This is a genomic window from Methylomonas sp. EFPC3 (assembly GCF_029643245.1).
GTDB lineage: Bacteria > Pseudomonadota > Gammaproteobacteria > Methylococcales > Methylomonadaceae > Methylomonas > Methylomonas koyamae_B.
Window position 1 is genome coordinate 2,713,790 of record NZ_CP116398.1, and the last position, 19,685, is coordinate 2,733,474.

Annotated in this window: 13 protein-coding genes; 2 read left to right on the forward strand and 11 right to left on the reverse strand. The window is 56.5% G+C overall.

The features are described 5' to 3' along the window. Nucleotides 1–164 precede the first annotated feature (164 nt). The 3 genes from PL263_RS12225 to PL263_RS12235 form a co-directional block, all read right to left on the reverse strand. Nucleotides 165–1,454, reverse strand: coding sequence for a hypothetical protein (locus tag PL263_RS12225; RefSeq protein ID WP_278209633.1), 1,290 nt, complete (start codon nt 1,452–1,454; stop codon nt 165–167). A 177-nt stretch (nt 1,455–1,631) separates the two neighbouring features. Next, the gene (locus PL263_RS12230; RefSeq protein ID WP_278209634.1) at nt 1,632–2,858 is read right to left on the reverse strand and encodes an AAA family ATPase; all 1,227 of its coding nucleotides are present in this window, start codon (nt 2,856–2,858) and stop codon (nt 1,632–1,634) included. 134 nt (nt 2,859–2,992) lie between these two features. Next, nucleotides 2,993–3,502, reverse strand: coding sequence for a hypothetical protein (locus PL263_RS12235; protein WP_278209635.1), 510 nt, complete (start codon nt 3,500–3,502; stop codon nt 2,993–2,995). Nucleotides 3,503–3,846: 344 nt separating this feature from the next. Between PL263_RS12235 and PL263_RS12240 the strand changes: the two genes are divergently transcribed. Then, nucleotides 3,847–4,116: a hypothetical protein gene (locus PL263_RS12240; RefSeq protein WP_278209637.1), complete on the forward strand. Its 270-nt coding sequence runs from the start codon at nt 3,847–3,849 to the stop codon at nt 4,114–4,116. Nucleotides 4,117–4,145: 29 nt separating this feature from the next. Here the strand turns inward: PL263_RS12240 and yccX are convergent, their stop codons facing one another. The 3 genes from yccX to gltA all read right to left on the reverse strand — a co-directional run bounded on the left by yccX (nt 4,146) and on the right by gltA (nt 8,020). Continuing rightward, complete coding sequence (gene yccX / locus PL263_RS12245; RefSeq protein ID WP_278209638.1) at nt 4,146–4,418, reverse strand: acylphosphatase; 273 nt, start codon at nt 4,416–4,418, stop codon at nt 4,146–4,148. Beyond that, nucleotides 4,415–6,610 carry a bifunctional 23S rRNA (guanine(2069)-N(7))-methyltransferase RlmK/23S rRNA (guanine(2445)-N(2))-methyltransferase RlmL gene (gene rlmKL, locus PL263_RS12250; protein WP_278209639.1) on the reverse strand — a complete coding sequence of 732 codons (2,196 nt, stop codon included), beginning with the start codon at nt 6,608–6,610 and terminating at the stop codon, nt 4,415–4,417. Before rlmKL ends, yccX begins: the two co-directional genes overlap by 4 nt. Before the next feature lie 114 nt (nt 6,611–6,724). Further along, the gene (gene gltA, locus PL263_RS12255; protein ID WP_278209641.1) at nt 6,725–8,020 is read right to left on the reverse strand and encodes a citrate synthase; all 1,296 of its coding nucleotides are present in this window, start codon (nt 8,018–8,020) and stop codon (nt 6,725–6,727) included. Nucleotides 8,021–8,184: 164 nt separating this feature from the next. Between gltA and PL263_RS12260 the strand changes: the two genes are divergently transcribed. Then, nucleotides 8,185–12,195 (forward strand): hypothetical protein, encoded by a 4,011-nt coding sequence (locus PL263_RS12260; RefSeq protein ID WP_278209643.1) that lies wholly within the window; start codon nt 8,185–8,187, stop codon nt 12,193–12,195. 11 nt (nt 12,196–12,206) lie between these two features. Here PL263_RS12260 and PL263_RS12265 read toward each other — a convergent pair whose 3' ends face one another. The 5 genes from PL263_RS12265 to PL263_RS12285 form a co-directional block, all read right to left on the reverse strand. Continuing rightward, nucleotides 12,207–13,676, reverse strand: coding sequence for a methyl-accepting chemotaxis protein (locus tag PL263_RS12265; RefSeq protein WP_140910539.1), 1,470 nt, complete (start codon nt 13,674–13,676; stop codon nt 12,207–12,209). Between the two features lie 3 nt (nt 13,677–13,679). Continuing rightward, a complete protein-coding gene (locus PL263_RS12270) occupies nt 13,680–14,219 on the reverse strand; it encodes a PAS domain-containing protein (protein ID WP_140910540.1) in 540 nt (179 codons plus the stop codon). 120 nt (nt 14,220–14,339) lie between these two features. After that, entirely contained in the window at nt 14,340–15,134 is a 795-nt protein-coding gene (locus PL263_RS12275; protein ID WP_278209644.1) for a response regulator, read from the reverse strand. 3 nt (nt 15,135–15,137) lie between these two features. Beyond that, nucleotides 15,138–16,565, reverse strand: coding sequence for an HDOD domain-containing protein (locus tag PL263_RS12280; RefSeq protein WP_278209645.1), 1,428 nt, complete (start codon nt 16,563–16,565; stop codon nt 15,138–15,140). Between the two features lie 4 nt (nt 16,566–16,569). Then, nucleotides 16,570–19,377 (reverse strand): valine--tRNA ligase, encoded by a 2,808-nt coding sequence (locus PL263_RS12285; RefSeq protein ID WP_278209646.1) that lies wholly within the window; start codon nt 19,375–19,377, stop codon nt 16,570–16,572. Between the last annotated feature and the right edge of the window lie 308 nt (nt 19,378–19,685).

Sequence of the window (19,685 nt, forward strand, 5' to 3'; positions counted from 1 at the left end):
CCACCCGCACCCTGAGTTGAGAATAAATGGCGGCTATTGTAATCCGATTCTCCGGGAAAGGTGGGGGGAAGTTATCCTAGCGTCGCCGATTGCGTGGTTCCGGCACTGTGCCTGTAAAACCACCGACAACAAACTAAAACTGGAATGACGGTAGTGACCGGAAATCAGCCAGCGGAGGCAGGAAGTTTCGCTTTAAAAATCTGGAACCAAGTTGCAGCCCATTGCATTCGGTCTTGCATATAAGTCAATTTATCTGGAAATCGCTGTATAAACTTCGGGTGCCATGGACTAGCTTCCCAGGTAGTTTTGGGACTGGACAATCCCCTTATCTCGGGGTTGTTGGCATAAACAACAGTCAGCGCCGTGTTCTTGTCCGCACGATGAAACACACTGTCGATCAAGACATCCGGCAATGCGACGTTTTTAGCGACTAGCCTGTTTGCGGCCAAATTAAAAATCGGCTGCCCCCACGGTGCGGTATCGTGTCCGACCCAAAAACACATCTGCTTGCCGAAATCCTGGTTTTCCGCCGTTTTAGCGGCTTGTGCGCCGGCAGCATCGCAAGCCGAGTGCCGAGCGAAACCTTTACCATCAACGACAAACTGTAAGCGTAGTACAACCATTTCCTGTAATTTGTCTTGCTCAATTTTGGCCAACACCGCCAATTCATCGCTGCCCCGACTGGACGGATTCTGGATGTGTGCCAACCCCTGCCAGTCTCCCTCCGGCAGCGGTATCGCCACATCGCCGATCACAACCTCATCAATAAAGCGACGCCCGGAAACGGAATCAGCCCGGTTTTCAGTTTTACCTGCGGACGCCACGCTCACCGCGGGCGAAGATACAATGGTAAAACGGTCGCTTTTGGGAAGTCCCTGGAACGAGACCGGACTAAGGCCCGTTATGCTGCGAAGCTTATCCAGCGCTTGCGAGTATTCCGCAGAGTCCTTGCGATAAGCGTAAAAGTGATCGGAATGGCGTGAACAGTTCACGCAAGGAGAGGAATCATAGGTATAAACGTCCACCGGGATATCCTCGGTGACCCCCTGAAAATCCTGACCGTGATACCCACCGAGAATAATTCGCCGGACGTTCCCGGCCTTTGCTCCAACCAATACCCATTTAACCGGCTCGTAAGACATCAGCGCGAGTACTTTGGGTATCGGGGAAGATGGGACTGTCACGGTCACGATATTCTGAGTGTGCTGCCCGGCAAATTGCTGATGACAATTCAGCATCGCTTGAGAATCCTTTCGGTTGGGACACTTTGCCCACCACGGCTGGGATTTAGGTCCATCGGCAGCGCCCCCACTATACACACCGACGACATGCAATTCGGTACCGGGCGGCAAAACATTAGCCTGAGGTGCCAGGCTGACGTCAAAGGACTCGTCGTGTCCGGCTGATCCGGTTGATAGCTGAACTTGTGTGGTGTTGGCCGCCACCTGCTGCACCGAATTCGCCGCACTGGCTCGGTAACTGGCAGCACTGGGTCTGGATGTAACCATCTGCTGCCAAGGTCCCAACCACACCACTAACGCGGAAGACAGGCAGGTCAAAACCACAGTCCAGCGCCACGTTGCCGATCGAACCCATAACCCTTCGCGCTCCATCGAGTTCACTTTGAAACTTTAAACTCGCGCTCGAGCCACAACTCGTTGCTCACCGTCAAAACTCAATTCGATGGCTTTAACGCCACATTTCTTCGCTTCTATCAGTGAATCCGCCAAACGCTCTTCAATGACACGCACCAGATCCCTAGAGGAACTACTCTTCCCGAGCTTCTTGAAACGCGCCATTAACGTCAGGATAATTTGGGGGTCGATACCTTGATTGACGACTTCCAAGCCGTAACTACGAATCATGTCCTCGATTTCCAAAGCAGCGACTCTGGCAACATCCAAACCTTGCAGCGCTCGAAACACGAATATTCGATCCAGCCGATTCAAAACTTCGGGGGCAAATAGACTCTCGCGGAGCGCTTCGACCGCGCTCGACCTCATCATGTCTGGCTCGCCAGCGAAAGTCTCGGCCAATTCCGTCAGGCGGTCAGTCGCTGCATTACTAGTCAAAACAAAAATCGCCGAGGTCGTGACAATGTGGCGGCTATCGGAGCGCTCCGTTACAAATCCATCATTCCAAGCGGTCAAAAAGGCTTTCAGCACATCCGGATGCGCTTTCTCGATTTCGTCCAACAGCACCACCGCATCCGGCGTGTCCCGCAGACCGGCCGTCAACTTTCCATAACTGTCGGAACCGACATATCCCTTGGTCATACCGAACAATTGCGACAAAGAATAACTACCGGATGCAAATTGCGTCATGTCAAAATGCAGTAACGGACGCTCAAGTTCGTCGGCCAGCACTTTGGCCAGATAGGTTTTGCCGGTACCCGGTGGTCCGGCGAACAAAAATACGCCGACAGGCTTGCCGCGCTGAGATAAGGCCAAGCGCCGCCTAATTTGGGCAGATATGTCGTCGCAAACGCCGTCCTGCCCGACTACCCGCTGTTTCATCGCCTTGGAGAGACTTTCGGCGTCGATAAATGTAGCATTCTCCGCTTCGGCCAACCCGTCTTCTATAGCCTGTCTATTGGTCAGGCGGTCGAGAATATCCATAAGTAGCCCCTTGTGTAAAAAAGTGGGAAGCCGGGAGCACTCGTAGAGCCATCCTAGCGCTAACAACAGCCATCCGACTAGAGCAAAGCCGGCGATATAGGCGATGTTGCTACGCAATCCGGAAATGATGCTTGGCACGACTGGCGCCTTCGGCCAGTGATCCTCAGCAAACTGAAACAAACTGACGAACGCCGTCACCGCAAACAGCACAGGCATCCAACGGCCAAAGGCACTAATCATCCGTCAACCGCCCAATCAAGAGGCCGGTAAAACCAAACTGACGCCCGGTTTTAACACCGGCAGCGCAAGCGGGTTACCTCCGCTCTCAACGCCAAGCGTGATACCTCCGCCACCGTCATGAACTCCGGTTATTTTCACAGACTTAGTCCCGTCAAGCGGCACCGCGATCCGGGTTGGTTTTTTTGTAAAACCACATCGCTCTGATAGCCGGCCGAAGCCACGTTGACCACATCGCCATCTGCGGCAGCAAAATCCCACAACGTGACCCACACCAACCTCAATCCGCTTGCCGCCGGATTAGCGTCTGGAGCCAAATCAACGCGCTTCGACAATTCCGACATCAATTGTTGCCGCTGTTCAGGCGGGAGTCGCATCGTAGCCAAAGCGGCTTCCGTATCGCTATCTGACACCGGCACTAACTCGACTGATTGGATCTTGGCGAACGTGGTCTCCAATTCGGCTTGGTGGGTACTGGAAACCTTATCGACAGCACCGGAAATCCATGCATCATCAATAGCGTAACCCAGCCCGGCAACCAGCAAGGCACTGATCAAAAGTAACTTAAGCGGCGAAGCTTGGCCGCTTCTGACCCGCCTCGACTCCTGCTCATTGCGTGACGGCTTTATCGGTTCCAAATGTTTCATGCTCTCCGGTATCCTCGAAGAATCGGCGAATTCCGCCGAGCAAATGATCTAACGCCATAATTGGCCGTATTGGCAGATTCACCATCTCAATCCATGTAAGCCACAACAACTCGACCGCTTGCCACAGCGAACTTTCCAAGTGATTTGGCCCGCCAAGCTTAGCCGTTACGTCAAAATCCGCAAGCCCAGTCTCCAACCGCATATCTCGAATGTGAGCCTAGTCCGTCAAAATGATCGAAATGCCCTATGCGAAGCCTAACCGAGGTCGACAAAGCATCTGCCAGCGCTTGGAAAAAACGAAGATCGCTCTATCTTTAACCTGACAAATCGGACGAGTAGCCCGCATGAAACGATCCATACGCCTGCTAGCAGGCGTCGGCCTGATTGCCGCTATACCCAGCATCGGCTGCTTTACCTACTACGCCGCGGCGGAGGCTGACGCTGGCCGCGAGGCATTCGGCATTTCAGACTTGTTGGCGTATCCGATGGCTTTGTTGTCGCTCGCCGCCTTGGCGACCGGCCTCAGTGCCGACCCGCCTAACATTCGTCAGGCCGCGCTGGCGGCGATTTTTCTGTTGGCATCGCTCGCATTGATCTTGAGCCATAGCTTTTGAAAAACAGCCGATCGATACCGTCACCAAGCTCAACGAATTTCGAAACCCGCAAAATGTTCATCGCTGTGATGCGGCGTCACCGTCACCTCTCCGACTTTGGCCAACAGCGGCCCTCGATGGCACCAGGCCACCAATTTTTGCAATTCTTCCGAATGACCGCTGGCGACAATTTCCACGGAACCGTCAGCCAAGTTGCGAACGAAGCCGGATAGATTGAGCTTTACCGCCTGCTTCTGGGTATAGGCCCGAAAATAGACGCCCTGCACCCGGCCTTTAACGATGATATGCACACAATCCGTCATCGGCTGATCCTCCAGCAATAGTGAATTTTTTGGTCGCGGGCGAAATCGTCCGGGATCGTGGCCGCAGTTATATCTTCGAAGTGCAGACCGGCCAAAGCCTCGCGGTCCAATTTGAAGCGGCGGAAATTGGTCGAGAAATACAGTACCCCACCCGGCGCCAGCAACGCGGCGGCGTTTTTCAGCAACGCGACGTGATCGTTTTGAATATCGAAGGCCTCGTCCATTTTCTTGGAATTGGAAAAGGTCGGCGGGTCGAGAAAGATCAGGTCGAATTGCGGCTTGGTCTTGGCAGTGGCTTGTTCGGCCAGCCATTTCGGGCAATCCGCCCGCACCAGTTTATGGTCGCCGCGGATGCCGTTCAATTCGAAATTACGCTTGGCCCAGTCCAGATAGGTGTTGGACATATCGACCGTGACCGACGCTACTGCGCCGCCCAGCGCCGCATGCACTGTGGCGCTGCCGGTGTAGGCGAACAGATTCAAGAAGCGCTTGCCTTTGGCTTCCTGTTGAATCCGCAAGCGCATCGGCCGGTGGTCGAGAAACAGGCCGGTATCCAGATAATCCTCGAAATTGACCCAAAACTTGCAACCGCCTTCCTCGACGACCTGGAAGCGGCCGGAGTCGCCTTGCTTTTCGTATTGGTCGCTGGCTTTTTGCTTGCGGCGGATTTTCAGAAACACCTGGTTGGCCGGAATTTCCAGCACCTTGGGAATCTCGGCCATCGCTCCGGCCAAGCGCTGGTTGGCCTTGGCCGGATCGATGGTTTTCGGCGATTCGTATTCCTGAACGTTGACCCAGGTATTCTCGCCCTGATAAACATCCACCGCGACCGCGTATTCCGGCAGATCGGCGTCGTACAAGCGATAGCAATGCACGTTATTCTGCTTGGCCCATTTCGCCAGTTTTTTCAGATTCTTGCGCAAACGGTTGCCGAACATGTCCGCTTGCGGATCGGGTTGCTCGGCTTGAGCGCGGCGCCAGATCGATTCCGCGCGCTCCTGTTGCGACTTGGCCTTGGGCTCGAAGAAAACTCTTTCCTCAATGTTAAAACGCAACAACTTGCATTCCAGCGCCCCGTTGAACAACGTAATCGGCTTCTGCGAGCGAATGCCAAACCTAAAGCCCAACTCCGGGTCGCTGATAATCATCGCTGCCAGCCAGCCGGCGAAGCGCTGTTTCAACACCTCGCCGAAGCGGCGGTAAAGCGCGGCGGTTTCCGCTTCGTCGCCCAAGCGTTCGCCGTAAGGTGGATTGCAGGCGATCAAACCTTTGGGCCAGCTTTCCGCCGCGGCCGCATCGCCGATGTCGCGTTTTTCGATATGAATCTTGCCGGACAAGCCGGCGTTTTCGACGTGCTGAACCGCAGTGGCGACGGTACGCCGGTCCTGGTCGAAACCGACGATGGTAGGCAGTTTTGCCAGCCCGGCCTCGCGGCGTTGCCGTGCTTCGTCGAGCAAGCCTTGCCACAACTCGGCATCGTGTTTCTTCCAGCCCAGAAAGCCAAAATAATCGCGCTGCAAACCCGGCGCGATATCGGCGGCAATCAAGGCGCCTTCCAGCAGCATCGTCCCCGAACCGCACATCGGATCCAGCAACGTGCCGCCCTGTTCGGCAATAGCAGGCCAGCCGGCGCGCAGTAAAATCGCCGCCGCCAGGTTTTCCTTGATCGGCGCGGCGATGCTGACGTCGCGGAAGCCGCGTTTGTGCAAACTCTCGCCGGACAAATCCAGGCTGAGTTGGGCCAAGTCGTTGTGCAAATAAACATTGACCCGCAGCGAGGGCCGCTCGGTCTCGACACTGGGCCGTTTGTTGAACTTGGCGCGCATTTGATCGACGATGGCGTCTTTGACCTTTTGCGCGCCGAAATGGGTGTTGTTGATGGCCGGACTGTTCTTGCTGCTGAACGACACCGCCAGACTGTCGTCCGGCTTCATATGCTCGAACCAGTTGATGCGTTTGACGCCGTCGTACAAGTCCTGCTGGGATTTGACCTCGAAACTACTCAACGGCAGAAAGATCCGGTTGGCGACCCTGGACCACAAACACACTCGGTAGGCCAGCGCCAAATCGCCGTCGAAGGCCACCCCGGCCAGTTTTTCCTTGACGTTTTGGCCGCCGAGGCTGCGGATTTCGTTGGCGAGGATGCCTTCCAGCGCCTTGGGCGCAGTAGCGTAAAGAGGGTATTGCGTCATGATGGGCGACCGGAACAAGTGGGTCGGCTAGGATACTAAAACTACCGCTGCCGCGGCGGCATTTTTTGGCAACACGGCGATCCGCCTCGCGCGAACGCCGTGTTGCCAAAGGGCTTAACGGGCGGAGATCGGTTTCACATCGCGGGTGGTCACGCCTTTGTACAACTGGCGCGGCCGGCCGATTTTCAGTTCCGGATCGGAGATCATTTCGTCCCATTGCGCGATCCAGCCCACCGAACGCGCCAACGCGAAAATCGCGGTGAACATTTCGGTCGGAATTCCCAGAGCCCGCAACACGATACCGGAATAAAAATCTACGTTCGGGTAGAGTTTTTTCTCGACGAAATACGGATCTTCCAGCGCGATCCGCTCCAATTCCATCGCCAGCTTGAACAAACGGTCGTCGTTCAGATTCAGCTCGTCCAGCACTTCATGGCAGGTTTGCCGCATCAGCTTGGCGCGCGGATCATAGTTTTTGTAGACCCGGTGACCAAAGCCCATCAACCGGAACGGATCGTTTTTATCCTTGGCCTTGGCCACATATTCGCCGATTCGCGACACGTCGCCGATTTCTTCCAGCATATTCAATACCGCTTCGTTGGCACCGCCATGCGCTGCACCCCACAGGCAGGCGATACCGGCGGCGACGCAGGCGTAAGGATTGGCGCCGCTGGAACCGGCCAGACGTACCGTCGAGGTCGAAGCATTTTGCTCGTGATCAGCGTGCAAGATCAGAATCCGGTCCAGCGCCCGCATCAATACCGGATTGGCCAGATAATCCTCGCCCGGATCGCCGTGCATCATGCGCATGAAGTTTTCGGCGTAGCCCAGTTTGCGCTTCGGATAAATGAACGGCATGCCGATGCTGTATTTGTAGCACATCGCCACCATGGTCGGCATTTTTGCGATCAACCGAATCGCGGACATGTAACGGTCTTCTTTGCAGGTAATATCCATCACGTCGTGGTAGAACGCCGACAGCGCACCGACGACGCCGACCAATACCGCCATCGGGTGGGCATCGCGGCGGAATCCGCTATAGAATTTGATCAACTGCTCGTGGACCATGACATGCTGGCTGATGGTCGTGACGAAGCCCTTCATTTCCGCGCCGTTGGGCAGATCGCCGTTCAATAACAGGTAACAGACTTCCAGAAAGTCGCATTTCTCGGCCAATTGTTCGATAGGATAGCCGCGGTACAGCAACACACCGGCGTCGCCGTCGATAAAGGTGATTTTCGAGGTACAACTGGCAGTGGAAGTAAAACCGGGGTCGTAAGTGAAACAACCGGTTTGCGCGTACAGCGAGCGAATGTCGATGACCGACGGCCCCATGGTGCCAGCAGTAACCGGCAATTCGACGGCCTGTTCCTGGCCATCGTGTTTTAACGTCACTTTTTGATCAGTCATGTCAAATTTCTCCGGTAATTACGAGCGTTTTAAACGGGGTACGCGACTTATTCTATTGCAATTAGCGAATAAACACAGCTTAAGATCGGGATTGTTTACAAAAAGACCTCGATAGCAGGGGTTTTCCAATTCACTGAAACCGGGTTGATTCCGGGGAGGACAAGATGGAGCGCTGGATATGGTTGGTTATTCTTTTGGCCTGGCAAGGCATGCGGCAGCCGGCTAACGCTTGGGAACTTCAGGATACCCCGGAACCCTTAAAACCCTGGATCGGCTGGGTGCTGCACGACCAACCGCAACACGGCTGCCCGTTCTGGTTCAACGACCTCCAAAACAAGCAATGCGCCTGGCCCGGTCGATTCGTGCTAAACCTGCAACCCAACCGCGGCAATTTCGAGTCCGACTGGACACTTTACCGCAAAAGTTGGATCCCGCTACCCGGCGACGAACGCCACTGGCCGCAAGCCGTGACGGTAGACCAACAAGCCGTTCCGGTCGGGATCAAGGATGGCAGGCCGGCCCTGGAATTACCGGCAGGACATTACCGGATCAGCGGCCAATTCGTTTGGGATCAGCTTCCGGAACAACTGGCCATCCCGGAGGCCTCCGGCTTACTTCGACTTAGTATCGACGGCCGGCCGGTGGATTATCCGCGGATCGAACAGGGCGCGGTCTGGCTGGCGGAGCGGGCCGCAGCCGACGCCGGCAATCGGGAGAACCGCCTGGAACTGCACGTTTTTCGCCAAGTTATCGACGAATCCCCGCTGCAAATGATCACCCGGCTGGACCTGGAAGTCTCCGGCGCCGCGCGCGAGCTTGAATTTGGCCACGCGTTGTTACCGGGCTTTATTCCGATCAATGTCAACAGCACACTGCCGGCCCGGCTGGACGGAAACGGCCGCTTATTCGCCCAAGTCCGCCCCGGTCACTGGATCATAGATATCCACAGCCGCCATCCGCAGTATTTGACGCAACTGGAGCTGGCAATCGACGATGCCGGCTGGCCGCAGGAAGAATTATGGACGTTTCAAGCCTTACCCTCCCTGCGGTTGACCGAAATCACCCAACCTGCGGCGATCGACGGCAGCCAGACCAACTTGCCTGACGACTGGCGGCATTTGCCGACCTACCGTTTGCACCAAGGCGACAGCATGATTTTCAACGTGATCCGCCGCGGCGATCCCGAACCCGAACCCAACCAGCTAGCCCTGACCCGCACCCTGTGGCTGGATTTTGCCGGCACCGGTTACACGGTCAACGACCGGATTAGCGGCAGCATGCGCCGCGACTGGCGGCTGAACGCGGCGCCGGAGTTACATCTCGGCCAAGTACAACTGAACGGTCAAAACCAGCTGGTCACGCAATTGCCCGACCATAGCCAAGGCGTGGAAATTCGTAGCGGCAATCTGCAACTGAATGCCGACAGCCGGATCGAGACCGATATCTCGAGTTTGTCCGCCAGCGGCTGGCAGCAACGCTTTCAGCAGGTCCGGGCTGAACTGAAAACACCGCCCGGCTGGCGCTTACTGGCGGTGACCGGGGTCGACAACGCCCCGGACACCTGGCTGAACCGCTGGACCTTGCTGGATTTGTTTCTGGTGTTGCTCGGCGGCCTGGCGGCCGGACGCCTGTGGTCTTCGCCATGGGGCGGCGCGGCCCTGCTCGGCTTGAGTCTGATCTGGCACGAACCCGATGCACCGCGCCTGATTTGGCTGCTGACTCTGGCAACGCTGGCCTTGCTGCGGGTACTGCCGGAAGGCAAAGCCCGGCACTGGTTGGCCGCTTGCCGCAATTTGTGTTGGCTGACGCTGGTTGCGTTGGCAGTTCCATTCGTAGTGGCTCAAATCCGGATCGGGATTTATCCGCAACTGGAGCAGCCGGAACAGATCGAGCCGAGCGTCGCCTACACCAGCGCGCCCGCCGCACCCGAAGCGTTGCAAAGCGATGCGGCGCCGGCAGAACTGGCTGACGCGCTGCCCGAGGCAAGAGTATTCAAACGCAGTTACTCGACCAAATCCGAAGCTGGCGGCGGCGCCAGCAGTTCCGCCGACCTGGAGCGGACCGATCCCGACGCCAATCTGCAAACCGGCCCCGGTCTGCCGAACTGGCATTGGCGTAGCGTCCATCTGGCCTGGAACGGCGGGGTGGATAGCCAACAGCAAGTGCAGCTGTGGTACCTGCCGCCCTGGGCCATGATGTTGCTGCATTTTTTGCAGGCCGGGATAACCCTGGCGCTGCTTCTAAGGCTGACCGACGTCTCGATTGGTGGCTGCTGGCGCCGGATGGCGCCCACTGCTGCCTGTGTGGTGCTGGCGCCGCTGCTGGCTATGCCGAGCCGACCGGCATATGCGGATTTGCCCGATCCGCAATTGCTGGCCGAGCTGAAAGCCCGGCTGTTGCAAGCTCCCGCTTGCTTGCCCGACTGTGCTCAGATCGCGGAAATGCAAGTGCAAGCCAAACCGGACCTGCTGCGCCTGCAATTGCAAATCCACGCCCAGCAAGCGCTGGCGGTGCCGTTGCCGGCACAGGCCGACCAATGGCTGCCGGAAACGGTAGAGGTCGACGGCGCACCGGGGCAGGCCCTGTTCCGCAATGCCTCCGGCGACGTCTGGCTGGCGTTGCCGCGCGGCGTACACAGTGTGGCGATGCAAGGCCGCTACCGGGAACCGGTCAAGTTCACACTGCCGTTGCCGCTGATCCCGCAACATGTCAGCCTCGCCGCCGACGGCTGGCGTATCGACGGCGGCTACGAAGACGGCAAAGTCGGTCCGCAACTGGAATTCAGCCGGCTGCAAACCGAAACGCCGACCGGTAAAGTCCTGCCGCAAACGGCGCTGCCGGCGTTCGTCCGCGTCAGCCGCACTCTGCACCTGGGCCTGGATTGGCGCATCAGCACCCGAGTCGAATCGCTGGCCGAATCCGGCAATCCGATCATGTTCGAACTACCGTTGCTAAAAGGCGAGGCGGTAACCACACCGCTAGTCCGGGTCAAGGACGGCAAGGTATTGGTGAATATTGCCGCCAGCGAAGGCAGCGCAGAATGGGAGTCGGTGTTGGAAAAATCGGGCCAAATCGACTTGCTGGCCGATGCCGGGGGCCAATGGCACGAAGTCTGGCAGGTCGAGGTAAGCCCGGTTTGGCGCCTGCATAGCGACGGCCCGGCTCCGATTTACCGGGAAAATCCGCAAGGCCCCTGGCTGCCGGAGTGGCATCCCTGGCCCGGCGAGCGCGTGTCGTTGCAAGTAGAACGCCCGGCGGCGGTCGCCGGGGCCACTCTCACGATAGACAGCAGCGAATTGTTAGTTCAGCCCGGCGCACGTAATCAGACTGCGGAACTCACGCTGGCTATCCGCAGTTCGAAAGGCGGCCGACACACGATCATTTTGCCGGACACCGCCCAACTGCAGGAAGTGGCGATCGACGGCATCAGCCAGCCGATACGCCAGCAAGGCGTCAGTGTCAGCCTGCCGTTGCGGCCCGGTCACCAGCACGCGGTGTTAAAGTGGCAAACCCCGCTGCCGCTCGGTTTCACGACCTCCACGCCCAGTGCCAATCTCGGCAGCGCCAGCGTCAATAGCCGCATTCGGTTGATCATGCCGCAAAACCGCTGGCTGCTGTGGACCGCAGGCCCCTCGTTCGGCCCGGCTGCGTTAATTTGGGGCTTGTTGTTGGTACTGGCTCTGATCGGCTTCGGTCTGAGCAAAACAGGAGCCACGCCGCTGAAGCACTGGGAATGGTTTTTACTGCTGACCGGCCTGAGCCAATTGCACGTTGCCGCCGGCATTTTCATCGCCGGCTGGCTGTTTGCGTTGCAATGGCGCGCCAGGCAGCCGCCTGCCGGAGTACACCGCTTCAACCTGTTACAAATCGGTCTGGCAAGCGGCAGCGTATTGGCTTTGCTGGTATTGGCCTGGGCGGTGGAACAAGGCCTGCTCGGTAGCCCGGAGATGCAAATCGCCGGTAACAATTCGACGGCTTACCAACTGAATTGGTACCAGGACCGCAACGACCCGCAGTTGCCCAGCGCCACGGTACTCAGCCTGCCGCTGGCAGCGTACCGCGGCCTGATGCTGGCTTGGGCGCTGTGGCTGGCGGCGGCTATGTTGAACTGGTTGCGTTGGGGCTGGGCCTGTTTTGCGGCGGGGGAGATTTGGCGCAAATCAGCCAAAACCTGACCGGCATGGCATCAGCTACCTTTATGCTTTTCTTCGACCATGGCGTCGATCATCAGCATAACGTCGGCGCTGGCGTTTTCGGCCAACTGCATCTGATGGATGATTTCGTTCAGCATGGCTTGATCTTCCTGCCACTTGCCGCGTGAGATTTGGTATGCGCGCTGGGTTGTGGTGTGGACGTCGGCATGCGGTTGGTTCAGTTTGGCGTAAGCCGCGGTATGCCGAAAAGATTCGTAGCCCAGCCCTTCGTAATACCACTTGCCCAATCGGCAATTATGGTTGTCGACCATAATGGCCTGACGTTGCGGACAATCGCTAGGCGTTTCTATCGAAATATAGCCGTTCTGCTTGTAGATGATATGGTCCAACTTGGTCAGCAAACCGAAGGACTTGTCCTTGGCGTAGGCGATAAAGCCCAGCGAAGCTTTGGCGGATTGCGACAGGTTGGAAAACTGTTGCCGGAACGAACTGACTTGGGCCATGATCTCCTGCGAAATGGCCGCCGAAGTTTCGGCTTCTCCATGCATTTGTTCGACGCGCGAGTTAAAGGCTCTCAGCGTCTTCGAGACTTCCATTGCCGCGTCCTTGGTATGCTCGGACAAGTTTTTCACCTCGTCCGCCACCACCGCAAAGCCGCGACCGTGCTCCCCGGCCCGCGCCGCTTCGATCGACGCGTTCAATGCCAACAGGTTGGTTTGGTCGGCAATCCCGGTGATCATCGATAAGGATTCGGTAATTTTTTTGCTGTCGCTGATCAAGGCTCCGATCACGTCGGACACCGAATGCACGTTGGAATTGATATCGGCCAACGAGTGGCTGATCGTTTCTACAGTGGCCAAACTATCGTCGGCGTTGCGCCCGGTTTCGGTGGCGATGCTCTCCACCTTTTGCATCTGCTCGGTGATATTGATCAGATCGTTTTGGTTGCCTTTCAGATTAGTCAGCAAATTGGAAGTATTCAGCGCGTGCAAGCCGGCCGACAAGCGGTTTTTGATCATTAGTTGGTCGTTTTCGTCCATCAACTTGATCGCCGCATTCATGTTTTTGGCCGACTGCTTCAGCAAACCCGGCAAACCGTCGACCAGAGCATAGCGTTCATGGTTGCCTTGCGAGGCATGACTGAAACAGGTACTGATTTCCTTGAAATAACATTCCATGATGTCCAGTGTCTCGTTCAGCTCCCAGGCCACCTTGCCGATTTCGCCCATGCCGCGGGTTTTGGTGACCCGATGGTAGAGCTCTCCGTCATTGGTATGCTTCAGCACCTGCTCCATCCGCTCCAACACCAGCAGACTTTGTCTGCCGGTCTGCCAGGCGATCAGAGCCACCAGCGGCAACGGCAATAACAGCAGCAACATGATCCAGGAAAAACCGAACATGATCACGGAGTAAACCAAGGCACCCAGCGCCGAGACCAGTATCGCCGCTACCGCATAATTCAGCTTGGTTCTTAAAAACGGAATGTTGGCATTGGAACTCATCGCTTAAACTCCGTTAGGCTTGTACAGGTTGAGCACTAAACTGTTGTAATGCTTAGCCCCGGTTTGCTTGACCTGATCCAGAAGGTACGCCAGCGATAAGTCCGGGGCATCCTTGGCGGAGCTGCGCTTTTCGATGGCGAGCATTTCCCGGTAAATCGGAATCAGCACCTCCAACGCCGAGCGCGGCGGATTGCGCCGTACCGAATAGTAACCTTGCAACTTGCCGTTACGGTCGTAGTCGGGCGTGATGTTGGCAAACACCCAATAATAACCGCCGTCGGCACACAGGTTTTTAGCGAATCCGAAAAACTCGTCGCCGGCTTTCAAGGTATTCCACATAAATCGGAATACACCGCGCGGCATGTCGGGATGGCGAATGATGTTGTGCTGTATGCCGAGCAGTTCGTGTTCCGGATAGCCGGCAATCTCCATGAAAATCCGGTTGGCGTAGGTAATTCGCCCGGCAGCGTCGGTTTTGGAGACGATAAAATCCTCGTCGCCCAGTTTTTTTTCATGATTGTTGGGAGTAATTCCGGGTTTCATGGGCGCACCGTTCAGGAAATAACATTACTAAATTTAGCTGAATTTCCGGTTTTGGGGGGTACGCAAATGCCGCTTTTTGCCGTGTGCGTCGTGAAATATCCGCACGCCTGCGGGACAGGGTCAATTCAGCAGATTAATCAACAACCGCTTGATCGACGCCGGTTCGAACGGCTTGTCGAGAATGGCAGACACATCCGATTTTTCGATAGCGGCCAGCCGGCTTTGGTTCTGTTCGCTAGTTACCATCAGGACCGGCGTGGAGCCTCGCTCCGGATGGTTGCGGATATGTTCGACCAATTGCAAGCCGTCCATTTCCGGCATGTTGTAATCCGTGACAATCAGATCGAAATAGTGCTGGCTGAAAAGCTGCAAGCCTTGTTTGCCGTCGTGGGCAACGGTCAATTGGTCAACGCCGATGTTGTTAAACACCTTAGTTAGATATTTCAAAGAAAAATCGCTGTCGTCGACCAGCAGCACCCGCAAGTCTTCGATATCGATATGCTCCAGCCCGAGCTTTTCCGGATGCACGTATTCGAGCGTGGACTGCAAGGCCGTACGCAAGGCTTCGCGACCGAACGGTTTGGGCAGAATCGCAATCGCACCGGCTTGGCGTATCGGCTCCAGGTATTTGATATTGGTCTCGCTGGAAATCAACAAAAAGGCCATTTCGTAGGAGGCACTGTCCTCGCGCAAGGCGTGAACCAATTCCACACCGGTCATATCCGGCAAATACATCGCACTGACCACCAAATCGGGCCGGCTATGCTGCAAACCCTGAAACAACTCCCGGCCGCTGGCAACGCAAATGATGTCGCTGATCCCGAAACTCTGTAAATATTGGATGATGATGAGCTGTTGGGTGTGGGACGGCTCCACCAGAAACACTTGGAGATTCGACAGCTCGGGATCGGTCATGGATTAATGGCCCTTCATACAGTAGAGAGTCAAGCCGATATGAGCTTGCTTGGCGAAATGGTTGGCGGCGATAAAATCTTCGCGGGTTAAAGGTAGCCCATGAATGGAGTGGTCGCAATAGATCAGACCGACCATCTTGTTCTCGGCCCGTATCGGAAAGACAAAACATTCGTGACGGCCGATATGCTGCACGATTTGGGGGGTATAAAGGCCGGGATGCTGCTCCGGAAATTGCCAGGCGCCTTCGGTTTGGCGCAGGGCGTTGAAAAACAAATTGGTGGAATTTTCCGAATTCAGAATCCGCAGCTTCTGTTCCGGAACCGGTTTGCGCCAACCCAAGGAAAATTTTTCGTTCAGCGCCTGTTTATCCGGACTTAGCAGCATGAATAAGGTCCTATCCATTTCCACCCCGCGATGGATGCCTTCCAGCACCATCTCGAACAACTGGTTCAGGTTGATTTGGCCGCTGATATGGCTGCTGATATCCTGCAGGATCTGAAACTGCAATTGCTTCTTGTCGAACGGTTCTTCGACCGGCGCTTCGTCGGCCACCGCATCGACTTTGATAAAGCGCGACGCATCGTCCGCACCGAATTGGCGGGCGATCAGCGCCGCCTCCTGGGTATTTTTCTCGATTCTGGCACGTATTTCCGGCAGCGGCAGCCGGGTGAGCTCGCTGAACTTAGTCAGACAAGCGGTCATTAGCGGCGAATCCGGGCCGGCCTGCAACGCTTGGCAGATATCGTGACCCAACTTGACCATCTGCACCCGTTTGTCCGCAGAATCGGGTTTGGCGATCGCTTCTTCGATCAATCCGCCCAGGCTCCAGGACTTGCTGAGCTTTTTGCCGAGATCGCGCAACGAAAAGCCGAGGATTTTTTTCTCGGCTTCCGCGCCGCTCAAACCGCATTTTTCGAGTTTCGCGTGCGCCTGCTTGGAATGCGGATCGCTGGAACACCAAAACGCGACGTGGCCGAGATTGTGCAACAGGGCCGCAACAAACACCTCCTCCGGCGAAATATCGCCCACGGCGACCGCAAGATTCTTGGCCTGGACCGCCGCATGCAGAGCCTTGGCGATCTCCCGGTTGGCCCGATTTTTATCGCTGGTCGACAAAATCGCTTCGAAAAACGAACATGCCAGCGTCAATTCGCGGATGATTTCGGCACCCAACACGACAATAGCCCGCGAAACGGTGCTCATCTTCTGCTTGGACGGATTGTAGTACGGGCTGCTACCGACTTTCAGCACCTTGGCAGTCAGGTTGGGATCTTGCAGAATCACCGTCGCCAACTCCATTGCCCCTTTCTTGCGATCATCCAACGCCGCATAAATATTGTGCGCGGTGTTGGAGAAAATCGGCATTTCCTGGCCGCGCAACAGCTCCGTCCAGTCTTCCAGGTTTGCCGGCGCTTTTTGTGGTCCGCCCATCGGCTTACAAGGCTTTGATTTTGGCGTACTGTTCCTTCAGATTGGTCAACGAGGATTGCAAACCGGCCAGTTTCTCGCGCTCCTTGGCAATGACTTCAGGCGGCGCCTTGTCAACAAACGCGGCGTTGCCGAGTTTGCCTTCGATGCGCGGCAATTCTTTTTCGATGCGTTGAATTTCCTTGTCCAGCCTTGCCAGTTCGGCATCTTTGTCGATCAAGCCGGCCATCGGAATCAGAATTTTCATCTCACCGACCAGCGCAATCGCCGATTCCGGCGCGTTGTCTCCGGCGTTCAACCAAACGATGGTTTCCAGTCGGCCAAGCTTTAAAAGATAGCTTTCCAATTCTTTAAGATTGGCTTGGTCGGTCGCCGAGCCGTTTTGCAGCAACACGTTCAAGGGTTTGCCCGGCGCGATATTCATCTCGCCGCGGATGCGGCGGATGCCGAGGATAAAGTCCATCGCCCATTGCACTTGCGTTTCGGCGACCAAGTCGATAGCGCTTTCGTCGCTCTCAGGGTAAGGCTGCAACATGATGGTCGCCGCGGTGACGCCGGCCAATGGCCCGACCCGTTGCCAGATTTCCTCGGTGATGAACGGCATGATCGGATGCGCCAGCCGCAGCACGGTTTCCAGGACTCGCAACAAGGTTTGGCGGGTGCCGCGTTGCAGCAGTGCATCGTCGCTTTGCAGCGAGATTTTCGCCAGCTCCAGATACCAGTCGCAGTACTCGTTCCAGGTGAATTCGTAAATCGCCTGTGCCGCCAGGTCGAAGCGGTAGCTGTCGATGGCGCTGCGGGTGTCGGCGATGGTGCGGTTCAGTCGGGACAAAATCCACTGATCGGCCGGGCTGTAGCGGCACTCGGCGCAATCGACGCCGTTATCCTGGCCTTCGGTATTCATCAACACGTAGCGCGCCGCGTTCCACAATTTGTTGCAGAAGTTGCGGTAGCCCTCGGTACGCTGCAAGTCGAAGCGGATGTCGCGGCCGGTCGAAGCCAGCGAGGCGAAAGTAAAGCGCAGCGCATCGGTACCGTAGGACGGGATGCCGTCCGGGAACTGCTTGCGGGTGGCTTGTTCGATTTTCTTGGCCAGATGCGGCTGCATCATGCCGGAAACGCGTTTTTCCACCAGCGCATCCAGCTCGATGCCGTCGATGATGTCGATCGGATCCAGCACGTTACCCTTGGACTTCGACATCTTCTGGCCTTCGGCGTCGCGCACCAGGCCGTGGATGTAGACTTCCTTGAACGGCACGTCGCCCATGAATTTCAAGCCCATCATGATCATCCGCGCTACCCAGAAGAAAATGATGTCGAAGCCGGTGACCAGCACGCTGGTCGGGTAATGCGCGGCCAATTCCGGGGTTTTGTCCGGCCAGCCCAAGGTCGAGAACGGCCACAGCGCCGACGAGAACCAGGTATCCAATACGTCTTCGTCCTGGAATAAAACATAGTCGTCCGCCAAGCCGTGCTTGGCGCGGATTTCAGATTCGGAATGGCCGACGTAGGTATTGCCCTTGTCGTCGTACCAAGCCGGAATGCGGTGCCCCCACCAGATTTGCCGGGAGATACACCAGTCCTGGATGTTGCGCATCCATTCGAAATAGGTATTTTTCCAATTGTCCGGCACGAATTTGATCGCGCCGGTTTCCACCGCTTCGATCGCCGGCTTGGCTAGCGGGGCGATTTTGACGTACCACTGGTTGGTCAGGAAGGGTTCGATCACCGCGCCGGTGCGGTCGCCGCGCGGCACCATCAATTTGTGGTCGGCGATTTTTTCCAATAGGCCTTGGGCATCCAGATCGGCGACGATGCGTTTGCGGGCTTCGAAGCGGTCCAGGCCGATATAGGTTTCCGGGATAATTGCAAAACCATCATCATTCGGGCGTATCGCCGCATCGACGGTAAAGATGTTGATCAAGCCTCCGTGCGGTTGGTCGGCGATCACGTTCATTTGCTTGTGGCGCGACCAGACTTCGTAGTCGTTGAAGTCGTGAGCCGGGGTGATCTTGACGCAGCCGGTGCCGAATTCCGGATCGACGTAGTCGTCGGCGATGATCGGAATCAAGCGGCCGGTCAACGGCAGTTCGACCAGCTCGCCAATCAGGTGTTTGTAGCGTTCGTCGTCGGGATGCACCGCCACCGCCGCGTCGCCGAGCATCGTTTCCGGTCGGGTGGTCGCCACGATCAAGTGGCCGGTGCCATTGGACAGCGGATAGCGCATGTGCCACATCGAGCCGGCTTCTTCTTCCGACAACACTTCCAGATCGGACACCGCGGTGTGCAACACCGGGTCCCAGTTCACCAAACGTTTGCCGCGGTAAATCAGGCCCTCTTCGTACAATTTGATGAATACTTCCTGCACCGCAGCGGACATGCCGTCGTCCATCGTGAAGCGTTCCTTGTCCCAATCCAGCGACGAACCCATACGGCGCAACTGGCGGGTGATGGTGCCGCCGGATTGTTCTTTCCACTCCCAGACTTTTTCGATGAAGGCGTCGCGGCCGTAATCGTGGCGGGTTTTGCCGTCGGCATTGATGATGCGTTCGACCACCATCTGGGTGGCGATGCCGGCGTGGTCGGTTCCCGGTTGCCACAAGGCGTTATGGCCCTTCATCCGGTGATAGCGGGTCAGCGCATCCATGATGGTGTCCTGAAACGCATGTCCCATATGCAAGCTGCCGGTTACGTTGGGCGGCGGGATCATGATGCAATACGATGCACCGTCGCGGTTGGCGGCGAAATAGCCGTTTTCTTCCCAGATTTTGTACCAGCTTTGTTCGATTGCGTGCGGGGAATAGGTTTTGTCCATGTTTTGTGTTGGAAAGGCTTGCGTTTATACGAGCGGATATTTTACCTGTAAAACGTTACCCGGCTAGATTTTCGGTGGATTTGCAAGTATTTAGCGAAAGCAAAGGCCGCGGCGAAGCGATGAGTGAACAATCGGCCACACGGGAAATTTAGAGCTTTAGCAAATAATCGGAGGCTGGGGAAGCGGCCGCGGCTGAACGCGGCCGTGCGCTGAATGAAGGATCGGCGACACTTTACAAGATATGCTCGCGGATAGCCGCTTCATCGGCGGCAACCAGATTTTTATCCAGCGAATGATCCACCAAACTT